Genomic DNA, 12,038 nt, shown 5'->3' with positions numbered 1-12,038 from the left:
GCACATGTTTCACCGCTTATGGACATTGATCCGCAAAGAGCTGCAGTCCCTGCTGCGCGAGCCGCAAACCCGCGCCATTCTGGTGCTGCCGGTGCTGCTTCAGGTTTTATTGTTCCCGTTTGCCGCCACCCTTGAGGTAACTAACGCCACCATTGCCATTTATAATGAAGACAACGGCAAACACGCCGTCGAGCTGACGCAGCGTTTTGCCCGGGCGAAGGCCTTTACCCACATCCTGCTGCTGAAAAGCCCGCAGGAGATCCAGCCCACTATCGACACGCAAAAAGCGCTGCTGCTGGTGCGTTTCCCGGCGGATTTCTCCCGCAATCTGGATACCTTCCAGACCGCGCCGATGCAGCTGATCCTCGACGGGCGCAACTCCAACAGCGCCCAGATAGCGGCCAACTACCTGCAGCAGATAGTGAAGGAGTATCAGCAGGAGCTGATGGAGGGCAAACCGAAGCCCAATAACAGCGAACTGGTGGTGCGCAACTGGTACAACCCGAATCTGGACTACAAGTGGTTTGTGGTGCCGTCGCTGATCGCCATGATCACTACCATCGGGGTGATGATCGTGACCTCCCTGTCCGTGGCCCGCGAGCGCGAACAGGGCACGCTGGATCAGCTGCTGGTTTCCCCGCTCGCCACCTGGCAGATTTTCGTCGGCAAAGCGGTGCCGGCGCTGATCGTCGCTACCTTCCAGGCCACCATCGTGCTGGGAGTGGGAATTTGGGCCTACGAGATCCCGTTCGCCGGATCGCTGGCGTTGTTTTACTTCACGATGGTGATTTACGGGCTGTCGCTGGTGGGGTTTGGGCTGCTGATTTCAGCGCTCTGCTCCACGCAGCAGCAGGCGTTTATCGGGGTATTCGTCTTTATGATGCCGGCGATTCTGCTCTCCGGGTATGTTTCGCCCGTCGAGAACATGCCGGTGTGGCTGCAGGATTTAACGTGGATAAACCCGATTCGACACTTTACGGATATCACCAAGCAGATCTATCTGAAGGATGCGAGTCTGGACATTGTCTGGGGAAGTTTGTGGCCGCTACTGGTCATAGCGGCCACGACGGGGTCAGTGGCCTATGCGATGTTTAGACGCAACATTGCGTAGCTTTTTCTCTTTAGTGAGCAGCGACACTACCGCTGGCCCTGCAAGGATTGCCAGACCCGCCAGGGCCAGCAGCAGGTTGTTTTGCAGCACGCGTGACAGCAGCCACAGCACGATCATCGCGGCACCAAAGTACCAGGTGGTGGTGAGCTCTTCGAGCACATCACCCACCTCGCGCCAGCGCGCGTCATGGTGGCGCTGTAAGAACAGCATCGACAGCACGGTGACGCCATAGAGGACGCATAGCCCTAAGCCAACACGCACCAGCGTGCCGCTCATCAAGCCCATCACCAGTACGGCCACGACCAGTAAATGCAACATTATCTGCCAGCAACTCAAACCCGTTGCGACACGAACACGTTGTTGCCACTTCATGGCTTCTCTCCTGAAGGATTTTTCTCTGCTTAATCAGACTACCGCACTTTACGGAAAATTCCGTAACGCCGCATCTTTTTGTGACGCCGACTACACTTTATTTTCATCGGGATAGTCACCCAGGAAGGTGTTTATGAGCAAAAAAACGCAGCATTTCTCGCTTAAGGTGCTGACGATAAACATTCATAAGGGCTTCACAGCATTTAACCGCCGCTTCATTTTACCGGAGCTGCGCGACGCGGTACGCACCGTCAGCGCGGACATTGTCTGCCTGCAGGAGGTGATGGGCGCGCACGAGGTACACCCCATGCATTTCGAAAACTGGCCCGATACGCCGCACTATGAATTTCTGGCCGACACCATGTGGAGCGATTACGCTTACGGCCGCAACGCGGTCTATCCGGAAGGCCATCACGGTAATGCGGTGCTGTCGCGTTTTCCTATAGAACATTATGAGAACCGGGACGTTTCCGTCGGGGAGAGCGAAAAGCGCGGGCTGCTTTACTGCCGCATCACGCCGCCGGAACTTGACGTTCCGGTTCACGTGGGCTGCGTTCACCTCGGACTGCGTGAAGCCCACCGCCAGGCGCAGCTGCAGATGCTGGCGGACTGGACCAATGCGCTGCCGGAAGGCGAACCCGTGGTGGTCGCCGGGGATTTTAACGACTGGCGGCAGCGCGCCAACCATCCGCTGAAGGTCAAAGCGGGACTGGAGGAAATTTTCACCCGGGCCCATGGTCGTCCCGCACGGACGTTTCCGGTGCGCTTCCCCCTGCTGCGCCTGGACCGCATCTACGTGAAAAATGCGCATGCCAGCAGCCCGACGGCGCTGGCGTTACTGAACTGGCGACATCTTTCCGACCATGCCCCGCTGAGCGCGGAGATCCACTTATGAAATGCACCTGGCAGGAAGGTAACCGTATTACGCTGCTGGAAAACGGCGATAACTTTTATCCGGCGGTTTTTGAGGCGATTAGCCACGCACAGCAGAAAGTCTACCTTGAAACGTTTATCTGGTTTGAAGACGACGTTGGCAAGCAGCTGCACAGCGTACTGCTGCATGCCGCCCGGCGCGGGATAAAAATCGAGGCCCTGCTCGATGGATATGGCTCGCCGGATCTTAGCGATGAATTTGTTAACGAGCTCACCGCCGCCGGCGTGGTGTTCCGCTACTACGATCCCGGTCCGCGTCTGTTCGGCATGCGCACCAACCTGTTCCGGCGCATGCACCGCAAAATCGTCGTAGTGGACGAAACGGTGGCGTTCGTGGGCGGCATTAACTACTCCGCCGAGCATATGTCGGATTACGGCCCGGAGGCCAAGCAGGACTACGCGATCCGCATTGAGGGACCGGTGGTTCAGGACATCCAGCTGTTCGTGCTGGAAAACTTGCCCGGTAAAGAGGCCGCTCGCCGCTGGTGGCGACGCCGTCATCGCCCGGAAGAGAACCGCAAGCCCGGCGAAGCGCAGGCGCTGTTTGTCTGGCGGGACAACGAGGAGCATCGGGACGATATTGAACGTCATTACCTGAAGATGCTGGCCAATGCGAAGCGCGAAGTGATTATCGCCAACGCCTATTTCTTCCCCGGCTACCGTATTCTGCACGCCATGCGCAACGCGGCCCGACGCGGCGTGAGCGTTAAACTGATTGTGCAGGGCGAGCCGGATATGCCGATTGTGAAGGTGGGCGCGCGCCTGCTCTACCGCTACCTGGTGAAAAGCGGCGTGCAGATATATGAATACCGCCGCCGCCCGCTGCACGGCAAAGTGGCCGTCATGGATGACCACTGGGCAACCGTCGGCTCCAGTAACCTCGATCCGCTGAGCCTGTCGCTTAACCTGGAAGCGAACCTGATCATCCACGACCGTCAGTTTAACCAGACCCTGCGGGATAACCTTCAGGGACTTATCCATAAGGACTGTGTGCGGGTGGATGAGTCCATGGTGCCGAAACGGAGCTGGTGGAACGTTGGCATCGGCGTGGTGGTGTTCCACTTCCTGCGCCACTTCCCGGCGATGGTCGGCTGGCTGCCGGCGCATACGCCAAAGCTGGCGCAGGTTGATCCGCCGGTACAACCTGAAATGGAAACCCAGGACCGCGTTGAAGCGGAAGATGGAGGCAAACCCTGATGTCAAAATCTCATCCTCGCTGGCGGCTGGCGAAAAAAATCCTCACCTGGGTATTCTTTATTGCGGTCGCGGTACTGCTGGTGGTCTACGCGCAGAAAGTGGACTGGGAAGAGGTGTGGAAGGTCATCCGCAACTATAACCGGCTGGTGCTGCTGGGCGCCGTAGGGCTGGTTATCGTCAGCTACCTGATGTACGGCTGCTACGACCTGCTCGGTCGCGCCTACTGCGGCCACAAGCTGGCTAAACGTCAGGTGATGCTGGTGTCGTTTATCTGCTACGCCTTCAACCTGACGCTGAGCACCTGGGTGGGCGGCATCGGCATGCGCTATCGCCTGTACTCGCGTCTCGGATTACCGGGTGGCACCATCACCCGCATTTTCTCGCTGAGTATCACCACCAACTGGCTGGGGTACATTCTGCTGGGCGGGGTGATTTTCACCATCGGCGTGGTGCAGCTGCCCGCGCACTGGTATATCGACGAGGCCACGCTGCGCATTCTCGGCATCGTGCTGCTGCTGATCATCGCCGTGTATCTGTGGGCCTGCGCCTTTGCCAAACGCCGCCATATGACCATTAAAGGGCAGAAACTGGTACTGCCGTCGTGGAAGTTCGCGGTGCTGCAGATGGCGGTATCCAGCGCCAACTGGATGGCGATGGGGGCGATCATCTGGCTGTTGATTGGCGAGGACGTGAACTACTTCTTCGTGCTGGGCGTGCTGCTGGTGAGCAGTATCGCCGGGGTTATCGTGCATATTCCGGCGGGAATTGGTGTGCTGGAGGCGGTGTTTATCGCGCTGCTGGCCGGAGAACATGTTTCACAGGGGACGATTATTGCCGCCCTGCTCGCCTACCGCATGCTCTATTACTTCCTGCCGCTGGCGCTGGCAACGGTCTGTTATCTGGTGCTGGAGAGCCGGGCGAAAAAGTTACGGGCGAAAAATGAGAAGGCAATGGCGAAATAAAAGCAAAACGGCAACCTTGTTGCCGTTTTTAGTGTTTGTTCCCTCTCCCGTGGGAGAGGGTCAGGGTGAGGGCACCAGACCGCACCGCCACCCGGCAAAGCAACCTCAGCGACGGTTGCCGAAAATCCGCAGCAGCATCAGGAACAGGTTGATGAAGTCCAGATACAACGTCAGCGCGCCCAGAATCGAGTATTTGCGCAGGTTTGAACTGTCGCGCACGTCGATCTGCTCGCCGATGTTTTTCAGCTTCTGAGTGTCATAGGCCGTCAGCCCGACAAAGACTACTACCCCGATATAGGTCACGGCCCACATCAGCGCGTCGCTCTTCAGCCACAGGTTCACCAGCGATGCCAGCACAATCCCGATCAGCCCCATAAACAGCATATTACCTAAGCCGCTCAGGTCACGTTTAGTGGTGTAACCGTACAGGCTCATCACGCCGAACATCCCGCCGGTCACCACGAAGGTGCTGGCGATGGAGGAGTAGGTGTAGACGATGAAAATGCTGGAGAGCGTCAAACCGGTCAGCGCCGAATAGAGCATAAACAGCGTGGTCGCCATTCCGGCACTGAGTTTCTGCACCAGGCCGGAAAGCACAAACACCAGCGCCAGCTGTGCGATAATCAGCCCAAAGAAGGTGATTTTGCTGGAGAAGATAGACATCATCAGCTCAGGCGTGTTCGCCGCATACCACGCGATAAACGCGGTAAGCAGCAGGCCGACCGTCATCCAGCCGTACACCTGCGCCATATACGTCTGCAGGCCGCTACGGGTCTGCTGTACTATTGAATCGGAACGCGGAAATCGGTCCATGATTCACTCCTGATTAAGGTTAAGAAGACACACACGTTAAGAGTAACACATCCACGTAAACCGACTACCAACGGCTGGCGGCCTGTTTATCGCTGTCGCGAGATTCCACCCAGCGATCACCTTCCGGCGTGGCTTCGCGCTTCCAGAACGGCGCTTTGGTTTTGAGGTAATCCATAATGAACTCCCCTGCCGCAAAGGCGCTACCGCGGTGCGCGCTGGTCACGCCGACAAAGACAATCTCTTCGCCGGGCCACATCTCGCCGATGCGGTGGATCACCGTGACCCGCCCGAGCGGCCAGCGGCCTCGCGCTTCATCCACAATTGCCGCCAGCGATTTTTCCGTCATGCCCGGATAGTGCTCCAGCGTCAGCGCTTTTACGCTGTCGCCGAGATTGTGGTTACGCACTTTACCGGTGAACGTAACGACCGCGCCGTCTTCATCGCGCTCCGCCAGCCAGTCATATTCTGTACCGACGTTAAAGCGCTCGGGACCGACCAGAATTCGGGTTTCAGCCATCTTAGCCCCCTGTGACCGGCGGGAAGAAGGCCACTTCATCCCCTTCAGTCAGCGGGTGGGTGAACTCCACCAGCGTCTGGTTAACGGCCGCCAGCAGCTTGCCTTCGTCGAGCGCCAGCGCCCAGCGGTCGCTTTGTGCCGCCAGATGCGCGCGCAGGGCGGCGACGTTTTCAAAAGAGGCGTCCAGCGTCAGGCTGTCGGTATTGACCAGCTCACGCACCTGGGCGAAAAAGAGCACCTTAATCATGGCTGTCCACCTTAAAATCACCGGATTTGCCGCCGCTTTTTGCCAGCAGACGAACCGGGCCAATCACCATATCTTTCTGCACCGCTTTGCACATGTCGTAGATGGTCAGCGCGGCGACGGAGGCCGCCGTCAGGGCTTCCATCTCCACGCCGGTTTTGCCGGTTAAGCGGCAGAGGGACTCAATACGCACGCGGTTGTGCTCCGGCTGCGCCTGCAGGTTCACTTCCACCTTGCTCAGCATCAGCGGATGGCAGAGCGGGATGAGGTCCCAGGTCCGTTTTGCAGCCTGAATACCGGCGATGCGGGCGGTGGCAAAGACGTCGCCCTTATGGTGGCTGCCATCGATAATCATCGCCAGCGTCTCCGGCAGCATGGTGACGAATGCCTCAGCACGCGCCTCGCGCACCGTTTCGGCCTTGGCGGAGACATCCACCATATGCGCTTCGCCAGCGGCGTTAATGTGGGTCAGTTGTGACATAGTTTACTTCTTCAAATGGGGATGAAAATTACACGGACGGGTACGGGCATCCAGCTGCGGGGCAATAATATTTTCCCATGCGGTGCGGCAGGCTTTGGTCGAGCCCGGCATGGCGAAAATCAGCGTGTTGTTTGCCACGCCGGCCACCGCGCGCGACTGCAGCGTGGAGGTGCCAATCTCTTCAAAGGAGAGCATGCGGAACACTTCGCCGAAGCCTTCCACCTCGCGGTCAAACAGCGGGATCAGCGCCTCGGGGGCCTGATCGCCCGCGGTAAAGCCGGTGCCGCCGGTGAGCAGCACCACCTGCACCTCAGCACTGGCGATCCACTGAGAGACCTGCGCACGAATGGCGTAGCGGTTCTCTTTTACAATCGCTTTATCGACGATGGTATGCCCCGCGTCATGGGCCGCCTCACGCAGCCAGTGGCCGGAGGTATCATCCTCTTCGCCACGGCGGTCGGAAACGGTAAGAATAGCAATGCGTGTCGGGATAAATTCTGCGCTGACCTGACTCATCTTCTGGTTCCTTCTAAAGACTGATTACCCGCCGATGTAGGACAGGTTCTGAGTAATGCCGGTATTGCCCTGATGCAGGAAGTGGGTCTGCTTTTTGTGCGTCAGCGCTTCAGAAATGCGCGCTTCAAGCGCGGCCTGCTGCGCATCGTCTTCCAGCAGATCGCGAAGATCCACGCCACCGTCGCCAAACAGGCAGAGATGGAGTTTGCCGACGGAAGAGACGCGCAGGCGGTTACAGCTGGCGCAGAAATCTTTCTCATAGGGCATGATAAGCCCAATTTCGCCTTCGTAATCCGGGTGACAAAAGACCTGTGCCGGGCCGTCGCTGCGCTGGCGGATCTGGTGGATCCAGCCGCGTTTCAGCAGCTCGTCGCGCAACACCATGCCGGAAATATGGTGACGGCGGAACAGCTCGCTGCCCTCGCCCGTTTCCATCAGTTCGATAAAACGCAGTTGAATGGGACGGGATTTAATCCACGCCAGGAAGGTGTCGAGCTGATGATGGTTAACGTCGCGCATCAGCACCGTGTTGACTTTGACCTTTTCGAACCCGGCAGTAAACGCCGCATCGATGCCGTCCATCACCTGGCGGAACTTGTCCTGACCGGTAATGGCGTGAAACTGCCGGGCATCAAGGCTGTCCACGCTGACGTTGATCGCGGTTAAGCCAGCGTCGCGCCAGTTGGCCACGTCACGCGCCATGCGGTAACCGTTGGTGGTCACCGCGATCTGGCGGATGCGTTCGTTTTCGCGTACGGCGGCAATGATGTCGGGGAAATCGCGGCGCAGGGAGGGTTCGCCACCGGTCAGACGGACTTTTTCGGTACCGAGCTCAGAGAACGCACGCGTGACGCGGCGCACTTCATCCACGGAGAGAAAGCCATTATTGGTGACGCTGCCCGGCTTGTAGCCATCGGGCAGACAGTAGGTGCAACGGAAGTTGCACACATCGGTAATCGACAGACGCAAGTAGTAAAACTTACGCGCGAAAGCATCAGTAAGTTGTGAAGCCATGTACACCTTTCCAGATCGGGAGGCACAGTCATTTCTTTCTGTACCCTGGTGGCAAATCCGCCACGGCCAGGGCGCCATATCATTCGACACAGGCGCCAGGGCTAGAGTGTATGTTTTCAGTTTTGAAAACGTGGTTATGGCGATAGTAGCGTGGAAATCGACACTCCGCCATTGTCGCTTTTCGCTATATAATTATGTATATAGCGATTCAGTCCTGCATTTTCGCTACAGAATACCTAAAAACCGCATTTTCGCATTGATATACGTCATTTTGCATTGGGTGAGGCATCGTCTTTTGGGGGTAGTTAGGTTACTGTTACGCGATCGAACGTGATAAGGAATACGTATGCGCAATCGCACTTTTGCGGATCTTGACCGAGTGGTCGCTCTTGGCGGAGGCCACGGCCTGGGCCGCGTTATGTCCTCTTTGTCGTCACTGGGCTCACGGCTGACAGGGATAGTGACAACCACCGACAACGGCGGCTCAACCGGGCGGATCAGGCGGGCTGAAGGCGGCATTGCCTGGGGAGATATGCGCAACTGCCTGAACCAGTTAATTACCGAGCCGAGCGTCGCGTCGGCGATGTTTGAGTACCGTTTTGGCGGCAATGGCGAACTTTCCGGGCATAACCTCGGAAATCTGATGTTAAAGGCGCTGGATCACCTGAGCGTACGGCCTCTGGAAGCCATCAACTTAATCCGTAATCTGCTCAAGGTGGACGCATTCCTGATCCCCATGTCTGAACAACCGGTTGACTTGATGGCAATCGATGCCGAAGGGCATGAAGTTTACGGCGAGGTGAACATTGACCAGCTCCTCCTGCCGCCAACGGAGTTGATGACCTATCCGAGCGTACCCGCCACGCGGGAAGCGGTGGAGGCCATTGGTGAAGCGGATCTTATCCTGATCGGTCCAGGCAGTTTTTATACCAGCCTGATGCCCATTCTGCTGGTAAAAGAGCTGGCGCAGGCGCTGCGTCGCACCCCTGCCCCGATGGTCTATATCGGTAACCTGGGCCGTGAGCTGAGCCCGGCAGCGGCGAGCCTGTCGCTGGCGGACAAGCTGGACCTGATGGAGCAGTACGTCGGTAAGAAAATTATCGACGGTGTCGTGGTTGGGCCAAAAGTGGATGTGACAGGGATTGGCGATCGCGTGGTGGTGCAGGAGCCGCTGGAAGCCAGCGATATTAAATATCGTCACGACCGCCACCTGCTGCGCGAGGCGCTGGAGAAAGCGATTCAGGCGTTGGGTTAGGTTCGCTTTGTGCGGCCTGATGCCCTCACCCCAGCCCTCCCCCACGGGGAGAGGGGGAATACACGCCGCATTACCTATGATGCCGCGATAAACAGATCCCGCAGCTGATGCAGCTGGTCGCGGATCTGTGCCGCCTCTTCGAACTCCAGGTTCTGGGCGTGCTGCATCATCTGCCCTTCCAGCTCGTGGATTTTCTGCTGCAGCGCCTTCGGTGTCAGTACGACGGTATCTTCTTCCACCACAGAACGTGCCTTGCCGCGGCCTTTCGCTTTGGTCTTCGCAATGTTCTGACCCAGCGCCAGAATATCCACCACCTTCTTGTTCAGCCCCTGCGGCGTAATGCCGTGCTCTTCGTTGTAGCGCTGCTGCTTCTCGCGTCGGCGTTCCGTTTCGCCAATCGCTTTCGCCATCGACGGGGTGATTTTGTCGCCGTACAGAATCGCTTTCCCGTTGACGTTACGCGCGGCGCGGCCAATGGTCTGGATCAGGGAGCGTTCAGAGCGCAGGAAGCCCTCTTTATCGGCGTCCAGAATCGCCACCAGCGAGACTTCCGGCATATCCAGACCTTCTCGCAACAGGTTGATCCCCACCAGCACATCAAATTCGCCCAGACGCAGATCGCGGATAATCTCCATGCGCTCCACGGTGTCGATATCCGAGTGCAGATAGCGCACCTTCTCACCGTGTTCTTCAAGATACTCGGTCAGGTCTTCCGCCATGCGCTTGGTGAGCGTCGTCACCAGCACGCGCTCGTTGATGGCGGAACGGGCGCGGATCTCAGAGAGCAGATCGTCCACCTGGGTCGCCACCGGGCGCACTTCGATAATCGGATCCAGCAGCCCTGTCGGACGGACCACCTGGTCGATCACCTCATCGCCGGATTTCTCCAGCTCGTAGTTGCCCGGCGTGGCCGACACGTAGATGGTCTGCGGCGCCAGCGCCTCAAACTCTTCAAACTTCATCGGACGGTTATCCAGCGCTGACGGCAGGCGGAAGCCGTACTCCACCAGCGTCTCTTTACGCGCGCGGTCGCCGCGGTACATCCCGCCGATCTGCGGGATCGTGACGTGGGATTCGTCGATCACCAGCAGACCGTCGGCCGGAAGGTAGTCAAACAGCGTCGGCGGTGGCTCGCCCGGCCCGCGCCCGGAGAGGAAGCGCGAGTAGTTTTCGATACCCGAGCAGTAGCCCAGCTCGTTCATCATCTCCAGATCGAACTGGGTGCGCTGGCTCAGGCGCTGCTCTTCCAGCAGCTTATTGTTATCCAGAAGCACCTTACGGCGCTCTGCAAGCTCCTCTTTGATCTCTTCCATCGCCTGCACGATACGCTCTCGTGGCGTCACGTAGTGCGTTTTAGGGTAGATGGTAAAACGCTGTATCACCGACTCAACGTGGCCGGTCAGCGGGTCGAACAGTGACAAACGCTCGACCTCTTCGTCAAACAGCTCGACGCGCAGCGCCATATCGTCCGATTCCGCCGGGAAGATGTCGATCACCTCACCGCGCACGCGGAACGTCCCGCGCTGGAAGGCCTGGTCATTTCGGGTGTACTGCAGCTCGGCCAGACGGCGCAAAATTGCGCGCTGATCGATGATCATCCCCTGCGTCAGGTGCAGCATCATCTTCAGATAGAGATCCGGATCGCCCAGGCCGTAAATCGCCGAAACAGACGCGACCACAACCACATCGCGACGCTCAAGCAGCGCCTTGGTCGCAGACAGTCGCATCTGTTCGATGTGTTCGTTCACCGAAGCATCTTTCTCGATGAAGGTATCAGAGCTCGGCACATAGGCTTCCGGCTGGTAGTAATCGTAGTAGGAAACAAAATACTCCACCGCGTTTTCCGGGAAGAACTCTTTCATCTCGCCGTAAAGCTGTGCCGCGAGGGTTTTATTGGGTGCAAGCACCATCGTGGGGCGCTGCAGGTCAGCGATCACGTTGGCGACAGTAAACGTTTTGCCCGAGCCGGTTACCCCCAGCAGCGTCTGGTGCGCCAGCCCGTCTTCCAGCCCCTCTTTAAGACGACGGATCGCCTCAGGCTGATCGCCAGAGGGGCGGAAAGCAGAATTCAGTTTGAACGGTTTACTCATGGGCGACGACCTGATGACGTTATAAGCGGCAGGTGAGTAATTTTACTCGTTGTTGCCAGGAATGCCAGTAAAAAACACTGGATGAAAAACCAGTAGCGTGTCAGGATATTTAGCGTAGCGGCGGAGTCATTAGCGCGTTAGCGGACAAAATTTAGGCTCTGACGAGATAAAAAACCAGCCAGGTTGGGTTATCCCCAGAACTTTTTCTTTTTTAACATTTGTCAAGCCAGGTAATGATAGTTTTATGGCAACGAGTGACACTTTCAGTACGGTAATTGCTTTTATCTAAGCAATTAAATTTTAAACGATATTTTCTAAAGCCGCGTTTCGCGTCAATTTGGGCGAAAGCCGCGTCTTCTCTCGCTTATCGCGTGTTTTCTAACTCTAATGCACATGGTTATCCACAGGAATAGTGGATAACTGCTTCCAGCCCGTGTAGACCGCCGCTCAGCAAATTCCCGGATTTTCCCACGAGGCGGCAACAAAAAATTTTTATAGCTCTTTTTTGACGATAAACAGTTGAGTCATTCATA

At 57.4% G+C, this 12,038-nt stretch carries 13 protein-coding genes and 1 riboswitch; of the genes, 5 read left to right on the top strand and 8 right to left on the bottom strand.

What is annotated here, in order from left to right; genetic code table 11:
• Positions 1 to 4: 4 nt before the first annotated feature.
• Positions 5 to 1,111: an ABC transporter permease gene (locus IM294_RS11700; protein ID WP_041910726.1), complete on the top strand. Its 1,107-nt coding sequence runs from the start codon at positions 5 to 7 to the stop codon at positions 1,109 to 1,111.
• On the opposite strand, the gene IM294_RS11695 is transcribed toward IM294_RS11700, so the two are convergent.
• Complete coding sequence (locus IM294_RS11695) at positions 1,073 to 1,483, bottom strand: YbhQ family protein (protein ID WP_028012428.1); 411 nt, start codon at positions 1,481 to 1,483, stop codon at positions 1,073 to 1,075. The two genes, IM294_RS11700 and IM294_RS11695, sit on opposite strands and share 39 nt — an antisense overlap.
• 133 nt (positions 1,484 to 1,616) lie before the next feature.
• Here IM294_RS11695 and IM294_RS11690 point away from each other — a divergent pair, with 133 nt between their 5' ends.
• Genes IM294_RS11690 through IM294_RS11680 form a run of 3 tightly spaced genes read left to right on the top strand, consistent with a single transcriptional unit; the run spans position 1,617 to position 4,575 of the window.
• Complete coding sequence (locus IM294_RS11690) at positions 1,617 to 2,378, top strand: endonuclease/exonuclease/phosphatase family protein (protein ID WP_041910727.1); 762 nt, start codon at positions 1,617 to 1,619, stop codon at positions 2,376 to 2,378.
• Positions 2,375 to 3,613, top strand: coding sequence for a cardiolipin synthase ClsB (gene clsB / locus IM294_RS11685; protein ID WP_059357982.1), 1,239 nt, complete (start codon positions 2,375 to 2,377; stop codon positions 3,611 to 3,613). Before IM294_RS11690 ends, clsB begins: the two co-directional genes overlap by 4 nt.
• The gene (locus IM294_RS11680) at positions 3,613 to 4,575 is read left to right on the top strand and encodes a YbhN family protein (protein WP_028012425.1); all 963 of its coding nucleotides are present in this window, start codon (positions 3,613 to 3,615) and stop codon (positions 4,573 to 4,575) included. The genes clsB and IM294_RS11680 overlap by 1 nt, the downstream gene beginning before the upstream one ends.
• 105 nt (positions 4,576 to 4,680) lie before the next feature.
• On the opposite strand, the gene IM294_RS11675 is transcribed toward IM294_RS11680, so the two are convergent.
• The 6 genes from IM294_RS11675 to moaA all read right to left on the bottom strand — a co-directional run bounded on the left by IM294_RS11675 (position 4,681) and on the right by moaA (position 8,160).
• Complete coding sequence (locus tag IM294_RS11675; RefSeq protein WP_126817756.1) at positions 4,681 to 5,388, bottom strand: Bax inhibitor-1/YccA family protein; 708 nt, start codon at positions 5,386 to 5,388, stop codon at positions 4,681 to 4,683.
• Positions 5,389 to 5,452: 64 nt separating this feature from the next.
• Positions 5,453 to 5,905, bottom strand: coding sequence for a molybdopterin synthase catalytic subunit MoaE (moaE, locus tag IM294_RS11670; RefSeq protein ID WP_028012424.1), 453 nt, complete (start codon positions 5,903 to 5,905; stop codon positions 5,453 to 5,455).
• Position 5,906: 1 nt separating this feature from the next.
• Positions 5,907 to 6,152 (bottom strand): molybdopterin synthase sulfur carrier subunit, encoded by a 246-nt coding sequence (gene moaD, locus IM294_RS11665; protein WP_045259953.1) that lies wholly within the window; start codon positions 6,150 to 6,152, stop codon positions 5,907 to 5,909.
• A complete protein-coding gene (gene moaC / locus IM294_RS11660; RefSeq protein WP_008501142.1) occupies positions 6,145 to 6,630 on the bottom strand; it encodes a cyclic pyranopterin monophosphate synthase MoaC in 486 nt (161 codons plus the stop codon). The genes moaD and moaC overlap by 8 nt, the downstream gene beginning before the upstream one ends.
• 3 nt (positions 6,631 to 6,633) lie before the next feature.
• The gene (gene moaB / locus IM294_RS11655) at positions 6,634 to 7,146 is read right to left on the bottom strand and encodes a molybdenum cofactor biosynthesis protein B (protein WP_126817758.1); all 513 of its coding nucleotides are present in this window, start codon (positions 7,144 to 7,146) and stop codon (positions 6,634 to 6,636) included.
• A gap of 24 nt (positions 7,147 to 7,170) precedes the next feature.
• Positions 7,171 to 8,160: a GTP 3',8-cyclase MoaA gene (gene moaA, locus IM294_RS11650; RefSeq protein ID WP_047368137.1), complete on the bottom strand. Its 990-nt coding sequence runs from the start codon at positions 8,158 to 8,160 to the stop codon at positions 7,171 to 7,173.
• A riboswitch (molybdenum cofactor riboswitch) is annotated at positions 8,148 to 8,281 on the bottom strand. (Overlaps the previous gene by 13 nt.)
• Before the next feature lie 225 nt (positions 8,282 to 8,506).
• Here moaA and yvcK point away from each other — a divergent pair.
• A complete protein-coding gene (gene yvcK / locus IM294_RS11645) occupies positions 8,507 to 9,415 on the top strand; it encodes a uridine diphosphate-N-acetylglucosamine-binding protein YvcK (RefSeq protein ID WP_028012420.1) in 909 nt (302 codons plus the stop codon).
• A 74-nt stretch (positions 9,416 to 9,489) separates the two neighbouring features.
• Here the strand turns inward: yvcK and uvrB are convergent, their stop codons facing one another.
• Positions 9,490 to 11,505: an excinuclease ABC subunit UvrB gene (gene uvrB, locus IM294_RS11640; RefSeq protein WP_126817760.1), complete on the bottom strand. Its 2,016-nt coding sequence runs from the start codon at positions 11,503 to 11,505 to the stop codon at positions 9,490 to 9,492.
• Positions 11,506 to 12,038 lie beyond the last annotated feature (533 nt).

This window comes from Enterobacter cloacae complex sp. P43RS (assembly GCF_014930585.1).
In the GTDB taxonomy this organism is placed as follows: domain Bacteria; phylum Pseudomonadota; class Gammaproteobacteria; order Enterobacterales; family Enterobacteriaceae; genus Enterobacter; species Enterobacter bugandensis.
This window is presented reverse-complemented; position numbering and strand designations above follow the sequence as displayed.